Annotated in this window: 21 protein-coding genes; 14 read left to right on the top strand and 7 right to left on the bottom strand. The window is 48.6% G+C overall.

The window, feature by feature from the left end; translation table 11 throughout:
• From ACO0K2_RS01070 to ACO0K2_RS01030, 9 genes are all read left to right on the top strand, one after another.
• Entirely contained in the window at positions 1–906 is a 906-nt protein-coding gene (locus ACO0K2_RS01070; protein ID WP_423014853.1) for an efflux RND transporter periplasmic adaptor subunit, read from the top strand.
• Complete coding sequence (locus ACO0K2_RS01065; RefSeq protein ID WP_423014851.1) at positions 903–2357, top strand: efflux transporter outer membrane subunit; 1455 nt, start codon at positions 903–905, stop codon at positions 2355–2357. The genes ACO0K2_RS01070 and ACO0K2_RS01065 overlap by 4 nt, the downstream gene beginning before the upstream one ends.
• Before the next feature lie 18 nt (positions 2358–2375).
• A complete protein-coding gene (locus tag ACO0K2_RS01060) occupies positions 2376–3353 on the top strand; it encodes a LysR family transcriptional regulator (protein ID WP_423014849.1) in 978 nt (325 codons plus the stop codon).
• A 244-nt stretch (positions 3354–3597) separates the two neighbouring features.
• Positions 3598–5880: a phosphoesterase gene (locus tag ACO0K2_RS01055; RefSeq protein WP_423014847.1), complete on the top strand. Its 2283-nt coding sequence runs from the start codon at positions 3598–3600 to the stop codon at positions 5878–5880.
• Between the two features lie 103 nt (positions 5881–5983).
• Positions 5984–7366 carry a cytochrome-c peroxidase gene (locus ACO0K2_RS01050; protein ID WP_423014845.1) on the top strand — a complete coding sequence of 461 codons (1383 nt, stop codon included), beginning with the start codon at positions 5984–5986 and terminating at the stop codon, positions 7364–7366.
• Between the two features lie 55 nt (positions 7367–7421).
• The gene (locus ACO0K2_RS01045) at positions 7422–8054 is read left to right on the top strand and encodes a hypothetical protein (protein ID WP_423014843.1); all 633 of its coding nucleotides are present in this window, start codon (positions 7422–7424) and stop codon (positions 8052–8054) included.
• Between the two features lie 19 nt (positions 8055–8073).
• Complete coding sequence (locus ACO0K2_RS01040) at positions 8074–8955, top strand: 2OG-Fe(II) oxygenase (protein WP_423014841.1); 882 nt, start codon at positions 8074–8076, stop codon at positions 8953–8955.
• A 113-nt stretch (positions 8956–9068) separates the two neighbouring features.
• Entirely contained in the window at positions 9069–10034 is a 966-nt protein-coding gene (locus tag ACO0K2_RS01035) for a polysaccharide deacetylase family protein (RefSeq protein WP_423014839.1), read from the top strand.
• 41 nt (positions 10035–10075) lie between these two features.
• A complete protein-coding gene (locus ACO0K2_RS01030; RefSeq protein WP_423014837.1) occupies positions 10076–11296 on the top strand; it encodes a DUF2252 domain-containing protein in 1221 nt (406 codons plus the stop codon).
• A 79-nt stretch (positions 11297–11375) separates the two neighbouring features.
• On the opposite strand, the gene ACO0K2_RS01025 is transcribed toward ACO0K2_RS01030, so the two are convergent.
• Complete coding sequence (locus ACO0K2_RS01025) at positions 11376–12542, bottom strand: diguanylate cyclase (RefSeq protein WP_423014835.1); 1167 nt, start codon at positions 12540–12542, stop codon at positions 11376–11378.
• Positions 12543–12977: 435 nt separating this feature from the next.
• On the opposite strand from ACO0K2_RS01025, the gene ACO0K2_RS01020 reads away from it, so the two are divergent.
• Positions 12978–13574: a hypothetical protein gene (locus tag ACO0K2_RS01020; protein ID WP_423014833.1), complete on the top strand. Its 597-nt coding sequence runs from the start codon at positions 12978–12980 to the stop codon at positions 13572–13574.
• 95 nt (positions 13575–13669) lie between these two features.
• Entirely contained in the window at positions 13670–13981 is a 312-nt protein-coding gene (locus ACO0K2_RS01015) for a hypothetical protein (protein WP_423014831.1), read from the top strand.
• Positions 13982–14074: 93 nt separating this feature from the next.
• Here ACO0K2_RS01015 and ACO0K2_RS01010 read toward each other — a convergent pair whose 3' ends face one another.
• From ACO0K2_RS01010 to ACO0K2_RS00995, 4 genes are all read right to left on the bottom strand, one after another.
• The gene (locus ACO0K2_RS01010; RefSeq protein WP_423014829.1) at positions 14075–15412 is read right to left on the bottom strand and encodes a TolC family outer membrane protein; all 1338 of its coding nucleotides are present in this window, start codon (positions 15410–15412) and stop codon (positions 14075–14077) included.
• A gap of 27 nt (positions 15413–15439) precedes the next feature.
• Complete coding sequence (locus ACO0K2_RS01005; protein ID WP_423014827.1) at positions 15440–15763, bottom strand: rhodanese-like domain-containing protein; 324 nt, start codon at positions 15761–15763, stop codon at positions 15440–15442.
• A gap of 30 nt (positions 15764–15793) precedes the next feature.
• On the bottom strand, positions 15794–16441 hold the full coding sequence (locus ACO0K2_RS01000) for a protein-L-isoaspartate O-methyltransferase family protein (RefSeq protein ID WP_423014825.1): 648 nt from the start codon (positions 16439–16441) through the stop codon (positions 15794–15796).
• 234 nt (positions 16442–16675) lie between these two features.
• A complete protein-coding gene (locus ACO0K2_RS00995) occupies positions 16676–17308 on the bottom strand; it encodes a TetR/AcrR family transcriptional regulator (RefSeq protein WP_423014823.1) in 633 nt (210 codons plus the stop codon).
• Between the two features lie 368 nt (positions 17309–17676).
• On the opposite strand from ACO0K2_RS00995, the gene ACO0K2_RS00990 reads away from it, so the two are divergent.
• The gene (locus ACO0K2_RS00990; RefSeq protein WP_423014821.1) at positions 17677–17970 is read left to right on the top strand and encodes a YkgJ family cysteine cluster protein; all 294 of its coding nucleotides are present in this window, start codon (positions 17677–17679) and stop codon (positions 17968–17970) included.
• 54 nt (positions 17971–18024) lie between these two features.
• On the opposite strand, the gene ACO0K2_RS00985 is transcribed toward ACO0K2_RS00990, so the two are convergent.
• Entirely contained in the window at positions 18025–18516 is a 492-nt protein-coding gene (locus tag ACO0K2_RS00985) for a hypothetical protein (protein WP_423014819.1), read from the bottom strand.
• 470 nt (positions 18517–18986) lie between these two features.
• Here ACO0K2_RS00985 and recQ point away from each other — a divergent pair, with 470 nt between their 5' ends.
• Together recQ and ACO0K2_RS00975 are read left to right on the top strand one after the other, a co-directional pair.
• Positions 18987–20840, top strand: coding sequence for a DNA helicase RecQ (gene recQ / locus ACO0K2_RS00980; RefSeq protein WP_423014817.1), 1854 nt, complete (start codon positions 18987–18989; stop codon positions 20838–20840).
• A 69-nt stretch (positions 20841–20909) separates the two neighbouring features.
• Positions 20910–21734 carry a 2-keto-4-pentenoate hydratase gene (locus tag ACO0K2_RS00975; protein ID WP_423014815.1) on the top strand — a complete coding sequence of 275 codons (825 nt, stop codon included), beginning with the start codon at positions 20910–20912 and terminating at the stop codon, positions 21732–21734.
• Here the strand turns inward: ACO0K2_RS00975 and ACO0K2_RS00970 are convergent.
• Positions 21721–22641 (bottom strand): LysR family transcriptional regulator, encoded by a 921-nt coding sequence (locus ACO0K2_RS00970; RefSeq protein ID WP_423014813.1) that lies wholly within the window; start codon positions 22639–22641, stop codon positions 21721–21723. The two genes, ACO0K2_RS00975 and ACO0K2_RS00970, sit on opposite strands and share 14 nt — an antisense overlap.
• Positions 22642–22806: the final 165 nt, after the last annotated feature.

Below are 22806 nucleotides of genomic sequence, written 5' to 3'. Positions count from 1 at the left end.
ATGACAATCAAAAAAATACTGGTCAACGTCGTTCGAGTGGCAATCACGATTGCCATCGTGGCATTGGCACTGCTGTGTGGAAAATGGTTATGGCTACATTACGAGGTTGCCCCATGGACGCGCGATGCACGCATCAAGGCGAATATTGTTCAGATTGCGCCTGATCTGAGTGGCGAAGTCACTCAGTTAGCGGTTCATGACAATCAACAAGTCATCAAAGGACAGTTACTCTTTGAAATTGATCGTGCACGCTATGAAATTGCCTTACGTCAGGCAGAAGCGCAAGTCAAAATAGCGCGAATCAACCTTGATCAAGCAACGAAAGAAGCTCGCCGCAATGCGGAGTTACGTGAATTAGTCGCGCAAGAATCCAAAGAACAAGGCCAAACACGTCTTGATCAAGCGAAAGCCGCTGTGGAACAAGCCCAAATTGCGGTCGACCTTGCAAAACTCAATCTGGAGAGAACGCGTGTTTATGCCGCCGTTGATGGCAGTATCACGAATCTTGATCTGCGCGTCGGCGCTTATGTCACAGCAAGTCGTCCCGTGATGGCCTTGGTAGAAAATAATTCATTTTATGTTGAAGCCTACTTTGAAGAAACAAAGCTACCATTCATCCATGTGAACGATAAAGCATCGATCACGCTGATGGGGTCACAACAGGCACTCACTGGCACGGTCGATAGTCTTGCAGCGGGGATTGTTGATCGCGATCGTAGCACTGGCGCTAACTTACTACCCAACGTCAATCCGACATTTAACTGGGTACGTCTCGCACAACGTATTCCAGTGCGTATTCATCTCGCACCGTTGCCAAAAGAGACGCGATTGATCGCAGGCGAAACCGCCACTGTCTCGATCGACACCGCGATTCATCCCAACGACCAGCATGGAGGTGCCCGATGAACACCCATCAAACCCAGGGTCGCACTCCTCTCTCGTTGATCGCGGGAATCATCGTGAGCCTCAGTATCAGTGCGTGTACCACTGTGGGGCCAGATTATCATGTCCCCAAAGAAGCGATGATCAACCATGATGAGGTACAACAACCACTGGTGGCGTCGCAGGAAAAAGCATTCAGTCAACAAGACCTACCCGCCGATTGGTGGCGTCTCTATCAGGATCCTGTGCTCGATACGCTGATAGAAAAAGCATTCACTGCCAATGCCGACTTACGCGTAGCTGCAGCGAACCTGCGCGCTTCGCGTGCGGTCGTCGCTGAAAATGAACATGAAAAGAAACCGAAGATGGGGGCGAGCGTCGCTCCGGGTTACGGGCGGCCCTCCGCAGTAGAGATGGGATTGCCGATCACCTTACCTGATTCAGGCAATTACGATATGGGCCTGAAAATGTCGTATCAGGTTGATCTTTTTGGCAAGATCGCCCGAGCCATTGAAGCCGCCAAGGCAGACGACGAGGCGGTCGCTGCTACGTATGATGCCGTTAAGATTACGGTAGCAGCAGATACAGCACGTGCTTATACTGACTTATGCGCCGCTGGTCAGCAAATGAACGTACAACAAGCAGCGCTCGCGCTTCAAGAACGCTATACCCAGTCGCTGTCTGACCGAATTCGTATTGGTCGTGGTACTGCCTTAGACATGAGCCATGCGCAAGCACAGCTAGCGCAGATTCGGTCGCTTTTACCCGCCCTCAAAGCACAGCAACAAGTCGCCAGATACCGTCTTGCCGCGCTGCTCGGAGAAGCACCGGGGTCCGCGACAACAGAAGAGCTAAGGTGTGATCAGGTGCCCCGCGTGACCAGTGTTATTCCCGTAGGCAATGGACAACAATTAATGCAACGTCGCCCTGATATCCGTAGAGCAGAACGTTCGCTCGCCAGTGCCACGGCAAAAATCGGTGTTGCCACCGCGGACTTGTATCCACAAATCCAATTTGGCGCTTCTGTCGGCAGTACCGGCTTGTTGCCAGGATTTGGTGATGCAGGCGCGTTCCGTTGGGAAGTGGGTCCTTTGGTATCGTGGTCGTTTCCCGCCACCAGCAACGCCCACATCAAAATTGCCTATGCCACAGCAGGCAGTGAAGCGGCTTTAGCACGGTTTGACGCGACGGTACTTGGCGCACTGAAAGAGGCCGACAGTGCGCTCACCGTCTATGCCCGTGAGCTGGACAAACACCAGCAATTAAGCTTGATGCGAGATCAAAACAAACTCTCTGCCTCGCAGGCGGAGCGTTTATTTCGATTCGGGCGCATCGACTTTTTTGCCATGCTCGATGCCAAACGCGCTGTGATCAGCGCAGATAATGCGCTCGCAGCCTCTGACGCGATGCTCGCCAACGATCAGATTAGTTTATTTTTAGCCCTCGGTGGCGGCTGGCAAACCGCCGCAAAATAGTCCTCTAGGAAAAAAATAATGAACAATGGCACAATACCCCTCAAACAGACAAAAGGGCTTGTGACTATGGATAAACTCATTGCCATGCGGGTATTTAACGAAGTTGTTAAATTCGGCAGCTTCGCGCGGGCGGCGGAGCATCTGGACATGGCGGCTTCCGTCGTCACTCGCCATATTGCGGCACTTGAAACAGAGCTGGGATCACAGCTCTTACTGCGGACGACCCGTAGTTTATCGCTAACCGAGAGAGGAGAAATTTACCTTGAGCGCACTCGGCAGATTTTAGAGGATATTGAACGCACTGAAGCCTTGGTCAGTTCAGCAAACAAAGCGCATTCTGGTCCAATCAAATTAGCTGTCACCACCAATTTTGGCTTGCATTTTATGCCGGCGATTATGCACCGGTATCAAGAAATGTACCCCGACATTATCTTTGACGTCATGGTCCTTGATGAACCCGTTGATCTGGTTGCGCGGGGCTTGGATCTGGCGATCACCTTTGCCCCAAGCGTACTCAATGTCGATACTGTGACACGTAGTCTCGCATCCAATAAGATGATTCTTTGCGCGACACCAACGTATCTATTACAAGCACCACCACTCAATGACATTGGTGATTTGATTCATCATCAATGCATCGCTCTCTCGACTTACACCGGTGCCAATGACTGCTGGGAATTGCTTGATACGCAGGGGGTTGCACATCTCGTGCCCATCAAGCCGAGCATTATCTGTAACACAGCGGCGATGACCTATCAATGTGCGCTCACAGACCTTGGCGTGACACGATTCACCTCGGTGCTGGCACGGCACTTATTAAGCAGCGGACGCCTCACTCGCGTTTTAGAAGAGTACGAAGCACCCGGTCTAGAGCTCGTTGTTGCTTACCCAAGTCGCCGCTACCTCACCACCAAAGCGCGAAGCTTCATTGAATTTTTAATGGAACACATGGGAAGCAATCAGCTCGTGAGCGGCATGTTTACCTCCCGTCCTTGATCACGCGGTCATCGTTATCAGACTAGGATGACAATGCGCTGACACCGAACCAGCGCGCATGCACATGATTGGTGCATGGAGACAATTGAGAGTGGCGTCGAAACTTAAAATGTCATTAAAAATTCATATTTTGACATTACTTTTCTGACATGCTTGCGGACTGTGATTTTTAGCGCGGAAAAACACGTGCTGCAACTTCACTTTTTTCCTCAACGAAGAACCCACTATCTCTACAGGATTCCCCATGTCGATTTCGAAAAACGCATCGATGCACTTTTCATTGAGTGCGATCGCTGCGGCTGCAACGATTTTATCTGCTTGTTCTGGCAGCTCCTCTCCAAACAATATCACGCTTAATGGTGTCGTCTCCGCCAGTGGTTTTGTACCAGGATCAGCAACAAACCCAACGATCAAAGCAGGTTATTATCAAGGCGCGATGGTGTGCGTCGATGCCAATAACAATGGTAAATGTGATCCAAGTGAAAACCCAGTTACCACCGATAGCAATGGCAAATTTGCGATCGCGATTAGCGCAACGGCACCTTTGATCGCTGACATTGGTACCTCAGCTACAAATACCGCGACAGGTCAGAAAGTAACAACGCGTAACGTCTTCCGCGCGACGATTGATCAAGTCAATGAACAAGTTGGCGGTACGATCGTTCTGAGCCCATTGTCTTCCGAAGTTGCGCGTTTGACGGAAGCAAATAGCAGTACCTACGCCACAGAAAAACAAAATCTGGCAACACGTATTGGCGTTCCTGTCGCAACACTACTGACCGACGTCAATACAGCAACAGGTACAACGCAAGCTGCGATGCTGACCGAAGCCAATGCACTGAGCAACCGCTTTGCATACGCGATCACCAAGCTGGATCGTGGTGATCTGTACCCAGATGCACTGGCAGTTCCAGGTGGCGACCCACGTTTGACAGGTTTGACAAACGTCACTGCCTTAACAGCAACAACGGCAGATACACGTACACCGATCACTTTCTTACAAGCGCAACAAGCAGCATTCAACGTCGAAGGTATCCCACGTTACGATCATATTTTTATCGTTATGCTGGAAAACAAAGCGACATCGTCTATTCTGAATTCGCCATTTGCACCGAAAATCAACGGCTATCTGAAAGCGGGTAATCAGCTGACTAGCTACTACGCGACAGGCTATCCAAGTGAGCCAAACTACACTGCATTGGGCGGTGCTGATGATTTCGGTATTACTGACGACAGCCAATGGAACTGTGATGCAACAGGTGCAAATGCAGTACAAGATTTGCCTGTTCCAGACAAAACACAACCTGGTCTCGCCAGCTCACCATTTGCAGCAACGTGCACACAAGCAGCGGCAGTCAACCACAATATCGTGGGCAAACCAAACTTGTTCAATGCATTAACAAGTGCAGGTTTGACATGGAGAACCTACTCGGAGTCCATGAACCCAGGTCAAGACTTCCGTACTGACAGCGTCGCTGATGCGGCCGTTGTTGCAAAGGACAATGTCTACGCGCCGGGTACTGCAGGTGGCAACACCACTACCATCGGTAATGCACAATTGAATTTGACATTGCCAGCAAGCCTGTACAAAACGAAGCATCACCCTGGTATGGCTTACCAAAACGTTCGTAGCGCTCCTGAGTGGAAATTCAGCAACCGTACACTGGGTGGCGGTCAGTGGGATGCAGCACTGTCTAAGAGTACTGCTTACACGATTCCATCAGGCTATGACTACGACCAATTTAGCACTGATCTGGCCGCAGGCACTGTCGGCAACATCAACTTCTTGATGCCAGACCAATGCGACGATATGCATGGCATCACCATTACTGGTACTGTCAATGGTGTCGTGACAACGGCAAGTGACTGTTCCAGCGTTGCCAATAACGTCGCAGTCGCCACAGGTGGCGCGATTATCACTCGCGGTGACAACTACGTTGACAAAATTGTTCAAAAAATTCAGGCGTCACCGCTCTGGAAAAATCCGCAAAAACGTGTTGCTATCGTGTTGATGTTTGACGAAGGTAACGCAAGAAGCGGCTTGAACTCTTGCTGTGGTTGGAACGTCGCTAATAGCACTGTTGCGAAGCCGTTGAAACAAAATGCGGATGGCAGCTGGTCTCCAGATAGTAGCGTCAACAACTACGCCAACGGCAACCGTGGTCACGGTCAAAGTATCTTCGGTATTCTGACAAACACAAGTGGTCCAAAAGGCGTGTCAGATAGCGATTCTTACAGCCACTTCTCATTCGTTCGTACGCTGCAAGATATGTTCCAATTGGCGGATCCTGCCGTTGATTCGAGCTACATGAATCGTTCTAAGTACACAGAAAAATTCATCTCTGCAAACATCCTGAACTTGCCGGAATATGCTGGCAGCGCTGATACGCACTTTGACTCTGTACGTCCTATCAATCACGCCTTTGTGATTCCGAAGACTTATGTCCAGAAACAATCTGCTGACGTGACAACACCTGCACAAGTGGGTGCTGATGCGACACAGACTAACGTTTGGGCAGTCAAGTAAGTAGCAAAATAAGGTAGCAATGACCTGGCGGGGGCGTTCCTTAGGAACCACCCCGCCCTTGTTTCAGAGGTTGTTTAGGTTTGCTTAGAAAATTGGTCAATATATGCATCTGAATATACGTTTTGCCGTCAGTCTTCTCGCACTGACATTGGCTGCTTGCGGTGGTCCGAATAGCAGCTCAAGTTCGTCAACAACGACATCAACGACAACAGGCCCATCTCAGCCTGGCCCAACAACAGGGACATCGACGCCTGCGACAACGCTCAGTCTGGCTGCCCAAGTGGGACAAAAGTTGTTCTTCGATCAGAATTTATCTGGATCTGGAAAAATGTCCTGTGCGACATGCCACGATCCCAATTCCGCTTATGCGCCATCGAACAATCTGGCGGTGCAATTAGGCGGTCCCGGTCTTAATTTGCCAGGGACACGCGCGGTACCCTCACTGCGTTACAAGAACGTCACGCCTGCCTATGCAGATTTGCTCGACAATCCGGATGGCGTGAGTGCTCCGGGTCCGGGTGGTGGCTTTACCGCCGACGGTCGAGTCGATACGCTGGCACAACAAGCAGCAATTCCACTGCTGAGCCCTATCGAAATGGCCAATACCAGCGCTGCTGACGTGGTCTCAAAAATTAAAGCAGCGAGTTACGCACCACTATTCATTCAAGCATTTGGAGCGAATGCCTTCGCTGATAGTAATGCTGCATTTACCAACGCCACTGCGGCTCTACAAGCATTTCAAATGGAAGATCCCAGCTTCCATCCCTACACCAGCAAATTTGATTTACACATCTCCAACAAAATCGGGGGCACCCTCACACCAGCAGAAGAGCGCGGCTTGACGATATTTGCCGACCCGAACACCGGAAATTGCGCATCGTGCCATTATCAGGGAGCTGGTTTTGGTGGTACATCGGGCTTATTTACAGATTTTTCTTACGAAGCGATTGGTGTGCCACGCAATAATGCCATTGCAGCAAACCAAGACCCGAAGTACATGGATCAGGGGATCTGTGGTCCATTCCGGACAGACCACTTACCCGCATCAGCCAATGCACCTGACGCATTTTGCGGCATGTTTAAAACGCCGACTTTACGTAACGTCGCGACACGGAATGTCTTCTTCCACAATGGGGTCATTACGTCCTTACTGCAAGCAATTCAGTTCTATAACACGCGTGATACCAATCCTGAAATTTGGTATCCAACGGTGGGTGGTACGCCATTAAAAACAGCCAGCGCCAGTTTCCCTACTTATGGTTTGATCACAACCCAATACAGTGGCGGCCAAGTGCAAAAGTTTAATGACCTTCCAGCAGCGTATCAAAGCAATATCGACAAACAACTGCCTCTTGATGGTCGCAAAGCCGGATCAACGCCACCAATGACAGCGCAAAATATTTCAGATCTGATTTGCTTCCTCAATATCTTGACGGATGGATATCAACCCGGCATTACACCAACCAGTCCCAACTGCACAAACTAAGCAGGTAGCGAGAGACTGATTTGGACCGTTATTAAACCGCTTTTTAGAAACAACAATGAAAACTATTTCCTGCATTCTTTTCACTGTCGCAGCACTCTCTGCGTGCAATAGCAAAACTGATTTAAACAAAGAAAATCTGACAACCGGCATGGAAGCATACCTCGCTAAACGCGGTGATCTGTGTTTGGCAAAAAATGTCTGGCCAATCGACGTCACGCAACGAGAAATTGATGCGGGTGGTCGCAATGCCATTCAAATGCCTATTCTCGAAAAAATGGGACTCGTCAGTTATTCCGTCGCAACGGTCAGAGCAACCGCCGATGGTATCAGCGCTGATATCAAAGTGCGTCGCTACGATCTGACTGATGAGGGGAAAAAATATTATCTCCATAAAGAAATGCGTAGCATCAAATCAGATGGCGATATCAAATTTCAACAAGGTGATTTATGTGCCGCCAAATTGACGCTCGATAAAGTGGTTGGGTGGGAAGTAAGTAAAACAAGCGGCAATGAAAAAATGGTGGTCGTCAACTACACCTACAAAGCAGATGCAGCACCGTGGACTAAAGACATCGATGTACAACACGTGTTTCCGATGGTCGATCGCATCGTAAAAGGTGCTGGTACGATGCAGTTACAGGAAAGCTTTAAATTAACACCAGATGGCTGGGTTGCGGTTGACCTGTAATCACTAACGTGGATTGAACATGAGTACGATTGTCCGTTTTTCGCCTGAATTAAGTGCCTGGATCAGTCAACACCTCGATCAGGGTGCAGCGCCAACAGCACTGGTTGCTGTGATGCGTGAACAGCAAATGGAAGAGTTGGCTGCGCAGGCGATCACACAGGCCTTCGTCAAGGCGCGGTGCACAGGACGTGCCGTGCCTGTCGATCATGTTGTCATCGACGAACTCTCCCTCGACTACTTGTATCCCACACCGGTGTTTCGTTCAGGCAATCGTATTCAGACGGCAGACCGTTTGGTGCACATTAACGCACGTGCAGAACGCCCTTTCTTGGCATCATTGAGTAACGTGTTCAGTGCGGAAGAATGTGCCCAACTCATTGAGATTGCACACCCACGCCTCACACCATCGACGATTGTCGACCCAATGACGGGAAAAAATGTTGTCAGCAATAAGCGCACGAGTTACGGCATGTTCTTTCAGTTGAACGAAAACGCCCTCATTGCAAGCTTGGATCGGCGCATTTCCGACATCATGAATTTACCAGTCGAGCACGGTGAAGGTATTCAGATTCTTTACTATCCAACGGGGGCTGGCAGCGAACCTCACTTTGATTTCCTCACTCCCGCCAACCCGCTCAACCATGCTTCATTAAACCGTAGTGGCCAGCGATGCAGCACGCTGGTGACTTATCTGAACCACGTAGAAGCCGGCGGAGAAACCGTGTTTCCTGAAGCGGGATGGTCGGTTTCGCCGATACCGGGTAATGCTGTGTATTTTGAATACGCCAACGCACAGGGACAAGTCGACCATGCGTCGCTTCATGCAAGTAACCCCGTCATCGAAGGTGAAAAATGGGTAGCGACAAAATGGATGCGTCAACAGCGGTTTGTTTCGGCATAGCCTCATCCCCCCCTTTGCTGCTAGATTGATGGTCGTTTTGCAATGGTTTGCTATGGACATCGTCAAAAATTAGCGATAATGAACGCCTTATTATTGCTAACACTGTTGATCACATGGCATTCCTTGGATATAACAACGCTCAGAAAATCACATTACGCCGTATGCGCTGTAACAGCATCGTCGGAGCCCTCAGCCTACTGACTTTGCTCATCACAGCCATTCCGGCATCCGCAGGCGATACAACGCCAGAAACCAACAAAAATAGTGCCGCTGCCGCGCCTTCCCCCTCTGCCAGCGCGGGGACTCTCCCTGCATCACACGATAAAGTGGATGCGGCGCAGATCAAAAAACATCGGATGGTGAAACTCACTGAACGCTTAACAACCGATGAAGAAACGCTGAAAAAGTCCTGCCGGTATGAATCAGATATCCCTCTTACCCCACCTGCTAAAGAAATAGCACTCACCTTTGATGATGGACCTGAGCCTATTCAAACAGAATATATTCTAGCGATCCTTAAAAAACACCGTGTTCCCGCGACCTTCTTCATGATCGGTGAAAAAATTCAGACCCATCCAGAATTGGTCAAGTTAGTCCAAGAATCGGATTACGCCCTCATCGCGAACCATTCGTGGAGTCACCCCAATTTTCATGATATTTCTGTTGAAGAACAATCGCTCGAAATTCAAAAAAGTAACGCCATCAGCGAAACCTTCAATACCCATCAATTATTTCGCTACCCGTACGGCAATGCCAGCTGCGAATCCAATCAATTACTAAAATCGATGGGACAAAAGATCGTAGGCTGGCATGTCGATTCCTGCGACTGGGCGTTTGACCACAAAGGAAGTGTCGACCTCAAAGAAGCACTGAGTTGCGGCGTCTTGGCGCAAAACCGTAAAAATTACCTAGAACATGTCATTTCTTCTGTTCATGCACACAACGGTGGTATTGTATTAATGCACGAGATTCATCCAAATACACTAAAAAATTTAGATGAGATCATCACGCGCTTACTCGCGGATGGTTACGTGTTTAAGAGTCTCGCGGATGATCATTTTCAGAAATACTTGAAATAAGCGCTGCACTCAGTACCCATTTTCATTTGTAGGAGTCTCGTATGATAGATGTCTGTTCGACCATTCACCGCTTTAATCAAACGCGTGAACCAGAGCGTTTATCGATGAAATATCGCAACATGCGTATTTCACCGTTTATTTTTTTGCGTGCAACATGCCATCTGTTTTACGAGCGCGTCGCACCGGATCTTCATGCGCTCCCCACGCCATTAACGTGGTGTATGGGCGACATGCACTTAGAAAATTTTGGTAGCTACAAGGGGGACAATCGGCTGGCTTATTTCGATCTCAATGATTTCGATGAAGCCGTTCTGGCACCAACGAGTTGGGATCTGATCCGATTTTTGACCAGCATTTTAGTGGGTGCAAAAAGTCTCGGTATCGATAGCGATGACGCAAAAGAACTGACAAAAGAATTTTTATTCAGTTATCAAACAGTCCTTGCGAGCGGTAAGAGCCGTTGGGTGGAACGAGAAACATCGACAGGACTGATTCGTAATTTACTCACTGCAGTGAAGCTGCGCCAGCGTTGTGATTTTTTAGATCATCGCACGATCTTTAAAGGCGACGAGAGACGCATACGCATCGATGGAAAAAAAGCCCTCGCCGTCACGCCTTCCCAACGAAAATTGGTCACGGCTTTCTTGAAAGAGTTCGCACAACATCAATCGGATAAAAAGTTTTTCAAACCCATCGATATCGCTCGTCGGATCGCTGGCAATGGTAGTCTCGGCGTTGATCGGTATATCATTTTGGTACAGGGAAAAGGTAGTCCCGATCAAAATTATCTGCTGGATTTGAAAGAGGCCGTCCCATCGTCGCTAGCCCCTTACCTCAATACACCACAGCCTGCATGGGAATCGGAAGCACACCGTGTGGTGGCCGTTCAGAAACGGATGCAAGCTGTCTCTATGGCGTTTCTACAACCAGTAAAGATGGGCGGAAAGCCGTTTATTTTAAGGGCGCTACAACCGTCAGAAGACCGCGTCTCGCTCGACGGTTCTGTCAGCACATTAACTGAAGTCAAAAAAGTGATTCAGGTTATGGGGGAGATCGTTGCATCAGCGCAATTGCGTAGTTCAGGCCGACAGGGTTCAGCGAATGCCGACGAACTGATCGCTTTCGCGCAAGGAAAACAATGGATGAAGCCCTTGTTAAAACTGAGCCAGCAATGTGCAAAGCAAGTCAATGAGGACTGGAAAACCTATTGCAAAGCCTATGATGCGGGCGACTTCCAGATCGATCTGACTGGCCATTCATAACATCGCATTGACCTATGACACCACGTGCGCTCGGCAACGTGAGGGCGCCGGTGGTGATCACTGATCACTGCAATGTCGATTACGCTCGCACCACTTTATTTCGACCTTCGGTCTTGGCCTGATAGCAAGCGAGATCCACTCGATGAAACGTATCATTTGGCGTGCGGTCGACACTCCAGTCAGCGACACCAACGCCAAAACTCGCTGTTAAGGGGACATGAAACGAATCGATCTGACATGGAGTATGGAAGAGATCTTTCCGTAGATTTTCTGCCATCGTGTAGGCTAACTCGCTTGTCGCTCCAGGCAAGATGATGACAAACTCTTCCCCCCCGATACGTGCCATTACATCGCTTTCTCGACGAAGATGTTGACGCAATATCGTCGAAAAATGTTGGAGACAACGATCGCCACCAATATGACCATATTTATCGTTAATTCTTTTAAAGTGGTCGAGATCGATAATAATGAGCGCAAGTACCTCTGTTTTACGGGCGGAAATTCGCCATACATTATTCCAGGTCGATTCGTAACTACGGCGGTTAGGCAAACCAGTTAACGCATCGGTCAATGAGAGCTGCGCAACTTCCGCCTTGCTTTGGATCAAACTAATCTCTGTCTCTATCTGCGTCTTATACTCTTTCGCATTCCGTTGCAAATTCATGAGGAGATAGAGAAAATAAATACACACAGTCACGCCAATCGAGCGCAATTCGACTGCATAAAAAAGATAAACCAAGGTGGGTGGAAGAACAAAAGCAACCATACACCACCGTGCTTGACGGGGATGCATCGCGAAGGAGTGACTGACAGCGGTACTGAAGGCAACATTGGTAATCATCGTGATGATCACGGCATTATTGGCTCGTAATTCAATAGCGCAAGTCAACGCAACAATACTACTCCATAAAATAGCACCCGCATGAACCAGATACCATTGATGCCGATTCCACACGCGGTATTCATCTGGTGCAGCATCAGCTTGCGGCGGCTTATGTGCATAGCGCAGTCCACCTAACATCGTAAACAAAGCAATGGGTAGGGCAAGCATCCATAACCGACCTTGGTAAAAATCAGATAAACCGATGGTCATCAAGGTGGCAATTAAGTAAAAAAATGGACCAATCAATGACCGACTATAAAAGTCATCCGCCATCCTTCGATTGCGATAGGCATCGGCCTCCCGCGTCATCATTACTGGCGGACTCTCTATCGATATTATCTGTGGATCAGTAACAAATTGCATAGCGCAAATCTCGAAGAACTACTCATGAATTCAGGTACTGGAACAATGCATTACATCACCTTTCCCGCAACACCAATCACCATTGCATTAAAGCAAAATACGCGACGGTCAGCGTAATTCAATTCAGGGAAGGTCAATTGCAACAACGATCCAGACGACGTTTGTTTGCAAGCTACAAGACCGCCTATTTTCAAATGAAGCCGTCTTTTATCTTTTTATTTTTCATCACAGATCCATCATACACATCAAAAAAAATGCGCGTCCAACAGGTTTTAACGATAAGCGACAAAAGTGAAAGTTAACCAATCATATTTAACATTTTTTTTGCAGAACAGTTAATAAGAATTGCACTATTCACACCTACAATACCGAAGTGTCAGCGTTCTTTGTTTTTGGTAATCTTTCATCCTATCAATCGAACATTACTACTCTTCCATGAAAATTACCGTCTTATTTCCAACACACACAGAAGCAAGTTTATTTGAACGCCCAGACGTGACGAAGATCATCTCTGGCGTCGGACTTACAGCAACGGCGTACGCCACTGTCAAAGCGATTCAAGATCGTCCTGACATCCTGATCCTTGCTGGCATCGCCGGTGTTTTCCCCCACTCCAGTCATCGTGTTTATGATGTTGTGCTCGTCGAAAGCGAAGTTGAGGCAGATTTAGGTTTCTTCACCAACAATGGTTTTGTCCATCTCGCTCACCTCCCAATCGACATGGCATTTGAGCGCCGACACACACTCACGTGTGGTGACTTACCAACAACGCCTCTTTTCCCTTTAGCAAAAAGTCTTTCTGTCAATGCGGCAATGGCGCCGTTTATTGACAGTCGAGAAGTCGACTTAGAAAACATGGAAGGCGCTGCCTTTTTCCACGTCTGCCAACAAGAGCAGCAACGTTTTCTGGAACTACGAGCGATTTCAAACGTGGTGGATATCGACAACGATCAATGGGATATGGAAGGTTCTGTCAAAGCACTGACCACAGGCTTGCATCAATTAATTGATCATTTACAGCAGGGCAAATAATCGCGATCGGCTTCTAGACACGTCATAGATTTGATTTGATCTGATCTGAGAGTAAGAGTAGTCTATTTTCAACACTTTTCAGCTGGAGTTTTTCGATGTCGAACATCGCTTTTCTAGAATCGAGCCAACGCATGATCATCGTTGCGACAACGTTTTGGATTCTCTGGGCCATCCTTGGCGGAATTGACGCGCCCTACAATCCTAGTAATTTTCTGATGATTATTTTTTGCCTGACCGTCGTGATGGCGTATTTAATGAGCATGTGGATTGTATCCCCATTCATATCAGGGACGATGCCGCTTTTATTGCGGTTTCCGATGCTGGTAGCGTTTGCTTTGGCACCACTGACAGTATTGCTCGTTGTTGGCCATTTCATTGTTATCGGGACCATTTCCCTATTAAGCTAAATACGCTAACAATAAAAAACCACGGACAACAAGTCCGTGGTTTTTGGGTAAAACGCTGGGGAGCAAGATGAGACTGCTCCCATGAGAAATCACTCAGTGCTGAAGTAAGGCATTCACTTCTACCAAATCAGACTCCTTCAAAATACCCGAGGCAGCCTTCAGTCGTAAACCACTCATAATCGTGTCGTAGCGCGCTTTGGCGAGGGTCTGACGCGTTGTGTAGAGCTGTTGTTGGGTATTCAATACGTCAATGTTGATGCGGATCCCCACCTGATATCCCAATTTATTCGAATCAAGAGCAGATTGACTAGAGATCTCCGCTGCTTCATAGGCTTTTACCTGCGCTAATCCACTCGTTACGCCAACATAGGCCTGACGCGCCGCTAATGCCGCCGAACGGCGCGCGGATTCCAGATCATTACGTGCTTTATCCTCTAACGCAATCGCTTCATTGACTTTACTGTTCACAGCAAAGCCCGAGAAAATTGGCACACTCCATTGAACACCGATGGTATTCGCGGTCGACACGCCAGATGGGCTTAACACGGATTGGCCACCAGACGAACTCCGTGCTCGTCCAGCAACGATATCCAACGTTGGATAATGACCAGCGCGGCTAATTTCAATCGTCCGTTTGGCGATTTCGACGCCAACCTGTGAAGCAACAACATTAAAGTTTTGCTGTTCAGCTGATGTGACCCAATCTTCGATCCGTGCAGGCTTCGGTGCATCCAATTTAATCCCGACTCTCAGCATGGCAAGATCACCCGCTTCTTTGCCGATAATCTGCTGCAATGCAGAGCGCTTTACCTGCAAATCACTTTGTCCGGCAAATTCTTGCGCAATGACGAGGTCATAACGCGCCTGTGCTTCATGCGTATCTGTGATCGTCGATGTACCCACATCAAAATTACGTTTTGCTGAAGCCAATTGCTCGGAAATCGCTGCTTGTTGCGCCTGAAGCGTCATCAAATTGTCTTGTGCCGTCAGAACGTCAAAATAGGCTTGCGCAACCCGTACGATGAGATCTTGCTGGGATTGAGCAAATTGGGCGTCGGACGCCACGACTGCTAATTTTCCTTGCTCATACTGCTGCCAGTTCGCCCAACGAAACACGGGCTGCACTAATTGCAATTGCCAGACATTCGTATAGTTGTCGCCTTTGATGCTGCTCACGCTACTATCAGAGGCAAAATCGTTATGCGCTTTCGTATCGCTTCCTGACAGAGAAACAGATGGTAATAAACCTGCACGACCTTGCACTGCCTTCTCGGCACCCGCAACTTGCGATGCACGTGCACTCGCATACTGCGCATCATTGGCAAGTGCATCTCTGTATGTTTGCAGCAAATCAGCCGCATTGGCCTCGATAGAACAAAAAGCCGTTGCCAACAGGGCCGCAAGAACAGAATTACGTACAGGATTACGCATTAAGACGCTCCGGGAAAATAAATGAGATTAATAGGTCGGCATCGAAGGATCGACTTGCAATGCCCACGCATGCACACCACCCGTCAGGTTTATCACTTGTGTAAACCCCTGACGTTCAAGAAAATTCGCCACCTGCATACTACGACCGCCATGATGGCAAATACAAACAATCACCGCTTCTTCGTCCAGCTCATTGAAACGTGTCGGCACAGTCTGCATTGGCATTAACTGCACGCCGCCAATGTGACAAGTTTCATACTCCCATGGTTCCCTTACATCGAGTAAAACCGGTGGTGTTTTTCCGGTATCAGCAAGCCACGCTGCCAGCTCTGTTGCGGTGATGTTTTGCATACGTTCTCTAATCTAATGTTATCTGACCAATTAAAACGTAAATTGCGATGCAGGAACCACGCCCGCTAACGGTGCTAACACGGTGTCAAAAACGCTGCGATCTGTCAAACCACCCGCAGTACGGGTAACAACATGAGCATGCATCATGGGCAGTTGGCCAACAACAGCCAGCAAGCGACCATCAGCATTTAATTGCTTGGTCAGTGACTCTGGAATTGTTTCGACAGCGCCAGCAACAACGATCACGTCATAAGAACCTGAATGTTGACCAGACAAGCCGTCGGCGAGCAATACGGTCACGTTACGAACACCGTCAGCATGCAGATTTTTTTCTGCTAATTCTTTCAGAACAGGCGACGATTCCAGCACGGTAACGTGGCGGCCAGCATAAGCCAACAGTGCTGCCAAGTAACCAGATGCTGCACCGATCAACAACACGGCATCTGTTTTTTTCACGTTCAGCTCTTGCAGAATACGCGCTTCCACTTTCGGATTCATCGCTTTCGAACCATCTGGCAGCGGTAGTTCAGTGTCAAAAAAAGCCAATGTCTTTTGATCTTCAGGGAAATAATTTTCACGCTTGACGACAATCAGCATGTCCAGAACATTTTTGTCGAGCACGTTCCATGGACGAATTTGTTGTTCTATCATGTTAAAGCGGGCTTTTTCGATAGTCATTTCTTCACTCGATTGCAAAATTAAGGGAACCCGCATTTTATCAAAGCACATGCCTAGATTGATCATTACTGGAGCATTTTCATGTAAACCAAGCATCTAAATGTATTCAACTTGGCTAAATAACATGAAAAATATTTAAATATTAACAAATTTTCATCACTAAAGGCATGTTTCTCAACCACACCTCCATACCATGATCAACAACCGAGCTTCACGATGCGCTATCCAGACCGCTTACTTCCTTATCATTAATCCGTGCATTGCGAGATCAATGTAACGCTCTAAGTAGTCGTTTAATTTGTGTTCCTCAACCATACAAACACCCGCTGAATGCTTCCACATCATCATCATCATCATCGGCGCGATCAGTAACCGCGCATCCACTTCTAAGTCAAACGAGCGGATTTCACCACGCTGCACACCGCGCTCAAGCATCGTCGCCACTAAGCGTTCGCCTCGGTTCACTACTTCTTCCTGATAAAAGCGCGCTAATTCAGGAAAGTTTCCCGCTTCGGCCATCATCAGCTTTGGTAAGCCGGACAACTTCGTCATCCCCATGTTTTGCCACCACGTGGTCATCATGGTTCTGAATAATTCTTCACTCGTCCCTTCAAATTCGCCGATCATTCCTTCCGCTTCACCAATGAGCGGGATGATACTTTCTCGGACAACGGCCTTGAACAAATCCTCTTTGCTCGAAAAATACAAGTAGAGCGTTCCTTTGGAAACACCCGCAGCCTTGGCGACATCGTCTAAACGTGTCGCGGCAAAACCGCGCTCAACGAATAGATCGAGCGCAGCCGCGAGCAGCTCCTGCGGGCGTGCCTCTTTACGGCGTTCCCATTTGGGTTTAAACGGACATGACATGGTTTCTGACGTGATTAACTGATGACCAACGGCATAATTGCCTATAATTACCCGAAGTTCGCACAAAAAAGCGATCATTCAAAATAACTTACTCTTGAGTCAGTAATGTAATCGTCTATGAAAACAGCGTCAAGCGCCGATTGATTGCTATGATCAATGAGACTTGGTTCCATCGCCACAGGAATGCGATGAAACGCGCATTTTTCATGCTGAAACGACAAAATGGCAGGATTAATGTCTTTCTGACAGTAAAACATAACCGCGTGGATGCGATGAACACACAGCCATTGACGTACTTCGACTCACGAGAAGAGTTTTATCAAAATACCACGCTTTAAGAAACAATGCAGAAAAACAGCAGTGAAACCATGAATTGTCGTCCAGGCTGCGCAGGGTGCTGTATCGCTCCCTCGATCAGCAGTCCTATCCCTGGCATGCCCCATGGCAAGCTAGCGGGCGTCCCCTGTGTACAACTCTTAGATGATTTGCGCTGCGCCATTTTTGGTCAGCCAGAACGTCCGGCGTGTTGCTCGGGCTTACAAGCGTCTGCGGAGATGTGCGGTGAAACACGCGAACATGCGTTGATCTGGTTGAGTGCGCTTGAAAAAGCGACCGCACCAGTTGGACAGGCGTCAAAAAGTCAGTCGATTCTCAAAGAATGACTGACCCGATGTGTCCCGCGAAAGCGATGTCTTTCGCGTTAATTTGGCGATGAATCAAAGCTTAATACGCATTTTGTCGCCATTCAAAAACAGCATCGAAATGCCATCGTCGTGCGGCTTGACTTGAACGACTTGTTGCTCAAAGACATTGGCGTACACGTTTTTACCATCTGCCCTGAAAATACCAAGCCAACGCTTACCGGTGGCAAACACTCTCGATGCGGAGTGAGCAGCCACTAAGAGGTATTCACTATCGCGCACTTTCAAGCTAGCCGATACCAACTCACCCCGCGAAAACATCGATGGTAAATGCGCAGAAATAATGCGTTTCTCTTGACGTTCAACTTGCATCAGCATTCCTTTCGCCGCTTTAAACGGTACGACAGTGAACTGATAGTCGCCCATCTGCACTGGGGCTTTTCCTGTAATGGCGACCTTTTCTTCAAACGCAGAAAAATAGGATGGACGCGCATCTTCTATCTCTGGCATCGAGAAGAGTGGATGACTGGATTCAACGTTGCTGGTCGGTGTCGATGATAAATACATGGTCTATCCTTCGTCAGAATAAGGGACAAAATGATTCGTACCGGTGCCAGCAAGAAACCCGCTTTCAACGGTGAGAATGGAGTATCTGCAGATTCGATCCTGATCTCAATTTAAACTTAAAAAGTATTAAAAAACGATACTATCGGTGTTATTATTTTCTTTTTGATAATATCGAAAAGATAACACATATTATAAAAAAGTCACTATTTTTATCCATCCTGTTGCGAAATCGCAGCAACACGATCAGGCAAAAATCCATGCCTTGGTCAGGCCCTCGTGGTAAGCTTCGTGCCGATTAAGATCTTTCAATTTTCGACCTCCGCAGAGGGCCTACATACCGTATCCCCCGTTCATCTTCCCCCCACGCTCTGTGGCGGCATGCAATGAACACCAGCATCGACATCGCTGCTACGGTACAGACAAGGCAAGCGGATGTGTCAATTAACGCCAGAGAATGGGCAGAGTAAGTAGTGTCATCATTGAGTCATTCCAATCAGTTCAGTCATACCGAAGAACACGCATTGCACCTGCTGCAAACGGTGTTTGGCTATCCGGCGTTCCGATCACAACAGGGACAAATTGTTGAGCACGTAGTGCAAGGCGGTGATGCCTTGGTGCTCATGCCGACCGGCGGCGGTAAATCGTTGTGCTATCAGATTCCCGCATTGATCCGCTCTGGCGTTGGCATTGTCGTGTCGCCCTTAATCGCCCTCATGCAAGACCAAGTGGATGCGTTGGCTGAGGTAGGTGTTCGCGCCGCGTTTCTTAATTCGACACAGAGTTTTGACGAAATCTTAGCCGTCGAGAAAAAGATGCGCGAAGGCGATTTGGATCTGGTGTACATCGCTCCAGAACGTTTGTTGACGCAACGATGCCTTGAATTACTTCAGATCATCGATATCGCTCTCTTTGCCATCGATGAGGCACATTGCGTCTCTCAATGGGGACATGATTTCCGCCCGGAGTACATCCGCTTATCGGCGCTACATGAGCGTTTTCCCCACGTTCCGCGCATCGCATTAACCGCCACCGCGGATCAACAAACGCGTGACGAAATTATTCATCGTCTGCAACTTGAAAACGCGCTGCAATTTGTTTCCTCGTTCGATCGCCCCAATATCCGGTATCAGATCGTCGAGAAAGCCAACGGGCGCAAACAATTACTCGATTTCATTCAAGCGCAACACAATGGTGATGCAGGTATTGTCTACTGCCTGTCGCGTAAAAAAGTCGAAGAAACCGCTGAATTTCTAAACGAAAATGGCATCACTTCCCTCCCCTACCATGCGGGGATGGATATGCAAGAGCGTAGCCGTAATCAGGCGCGGTTCCTACGAGAAGAAGGTATCGTGATGTGCGCGACCATCGCGTTTGGTATGGGCATCGATAAACCTGACGTCCGCTTTGTTGCGCATTTGGATTTGCCGAAAAGCGTGGAAGGGTATTACCAAGAGACGGGCCGTGCCGGTCGCGATGGCGCCAGCGCAAATGCTTGGATGGCCTACGGTTTACAAGACGTCGTTCAACAACGCCGCATGATTGATGAATCTGAAGCGAATGACACGTTCAAACGGGTACAAGGCGTCAAGTTGGATGCCATGCTCTCCCTCTGCGAGACCCTCAACTGTCGTCGCGTCCATATTCTGGCGTATTTCGGCCAAGCCTCAGAGCCTTGCGGTAATTGCGATACCTGCCTCAATCCGCCCACCTCCTTTGATGGCACCATCGCCGCACAAAAAATTCTGTCTACGATCTACCGCGTCGATCAACGCTTCGCCGCAGGACATGTGATCGATATCTTACGTGGGATCGACACGGAGCGTGTTACGCAATGGCGTCACGATCAACTATCAACGTATGGCATTGGCTCGGATAAAAGTGAAGCAGAATGGCGCGCCCTTCTGCGCCAACTCATTGCGCTAGGTCTGGTCGCTGTTGATTATGAGAATTTTAGTTCTCTGAAATTAACCGAAGCCTCCCGCGCTGTTTTGCGTGGCGAAACCAAGGTGCAACTTCGTCAGTATAAAAAAGCTGAAAAAGCCGTGAAGCATAAACGCCAATCAGCGAAAGACTATGCCGAAACCGAGCTCAGTAGCACCGAACAAACGCTCTTCGATAAGCTACGTTGGTGGCGCGTCGAAACAGCCCGCACGCATAACGTGCCCGCTTATGTGATTTTCCCAGACGCCACCCTGCGCGAAATCGCCCGCCAAGCCCCCGCTTCCCTCATCGCCTTACGGGCGATCTCGGGTGTTGGCGATAAAAAGCTGGAGAGTTATGGTGCGGAGATTTTGCAGTTGATTGAGGAACTTGAAGCGAGCTAATGCAATGTCGCTATTCCTTTGTATTTGTTCGCCAACATGGGCGCAAACCAAATGCTCATCGGAGTCACTATGCCATCCATTTCTTCAGAGAACCAAGCGTCATTAGAAGCAGCATCGCACATCCTCGCTCAAAGACGACGTAGTGGCGTTCGGGGTGAGCGCTTATCGATCACACTTCGTCCTACCACGATCGATGATGCTATGGAGATTCAACGTCGGTTATCACACCACATGCAATGTGACATCGCAGGTTGGAAATGCGCCGTCCCTGCCGACGACAAAATCGTTCTCGCGCCGATTTTTGAGACGACAGTTTTCCGGGAAAAGGAAAGCATCATTTGCTCCGTGAGCGATGACAAATCGGTCAAGATTGAACCTGAACTTGCGTTTGTTTTAGGGCACGATTTGCCACCACGTGAATTGGCGTATTCTGACATGGAAATGCGGGCGGCGATCTCCCATGTGCATCTTGCGTTAGAAATAATCGGATGTCGTTATGCTGATCCGACTTCCGCAAGTTTTCCAGAACTACTGGCGGATGGCTTGTTTAATCAAGGTCTATTTTTAGGCGCGCCGCTTGATCTGGCGATAGCGGAGACCGTGCAAGAGATCGCCATCACACTTCAGGTCAAGGACCAAGTCACGCAAACGTTCGCTGGCAAGCATCCTGCTGGCAATCCCCTTGCACCACTGTACTGGCTTGTCAATTATTTGCGTCAAGAAGGCATCGGCTTACGCGCTGGGCAAGCCATTATTACTGGGTCGTATGCTGGAAGTCCGGACGTACCGCTCTACACCGATATCCACGTGCAGTTTGGGCAACTCGGTGCGATCAATGTGCTTTTTAAACAGACCGTTCGCAACGCATCTGATGAGACACTCATTGCGCCGTAAAAGCGAGCGAATCAATGTATTGCCGAATATGGTCAATCAACCACGTGGCGGCTGGAGACAAACTTCTCCCCGCTAACGTGACGATTCCCATTTCGGCATACACCTCAATTTGATCGGGCATTCTCACCTCACACATCGCGCCTCGTTCGATTTCAGCTCGGACAACGGCATGGGTGCTCAGTAAAATGCTATTGCTGTGCAGGCACACGTAATGAAGTAGCGAGGGATTATCGCAAGTCAATGCGAGATCAAACGTCTGCTGCGCAGATAGCTTAAAAAAATCATGCAACGCGATTTTAACTTCGGCAGGTAAGCGTACTGAAACCAATGGATACGCGAAAATTTGCGCTGCTGCCGAAATGTCTTGCCCTGCGAGTGGATGTTCGCGCCGACAAAAGAATCCCCCATATTGCCGAGCAAAGCGCTGTACCTCAATGGTGTTATTAGGCGTGATGTTATGCACATCAGCAATAAAAAATTCTATTTGCTCATCCATCAGTTGCAGCAACAAGGTGTCCCAATTATTAATCGTCACTTCGGTTCGCAACTTCGGAAATGCGTTTAATAATTGCGCCAGTACCGGAGGTAAAAAAGTGGAGCCTGGCAAAGGACCAACACCAAAATGCACATCCCCCATCTCATGGTGCTGCATCTGGTGGACTTCATGACGCAGGTTATTCGCCTCCAGTAACAAGGCTTTTGCGCGCTGGATGACCTGGTGACCGATTGGCGTAATGTGGACACCGTGGAGCGTACGGTCAAATAACTTACCACCCAGTTCTTCTTCGAGGTTCTGAATACTGCGACTGAGGGCAGATTGGGTCAGATTTACCTTTTGTGCCGCGCGCGCAAAATTCAATTCTTCCGATAAAACAACAGCATGTCGTAGTTTCCGCAAATCCATCATGGTCACCTTGTGTCTAGATTGGTCTCGCTTAGCTCAGTAATGCGTTTTTCTCATTACCAATAGCCAAATAATGCATTGGACGACAAGCAATGACAAGAGAAGAATGAGAGCCAACGCTACCTGAGAGAGCGATAACAACAAGACAAGCCCGCTTGTCACCTATCC

The sequence above is a fragment of the Undibacterium sp. MH2W genome (assembly GCF_049340215.1).
In the GTDB taxonomy this organism is placed as follows: Bacteria; Pseudomonadota; Gammaproteobacteria; order Burkholderiales; family Burkholderiaceae_D; genus Undibacterium.
Note: the sequence above shows the minus strand (reverse complement) of the source record. Positions and strands in the feature narration are given on the sequence as shown.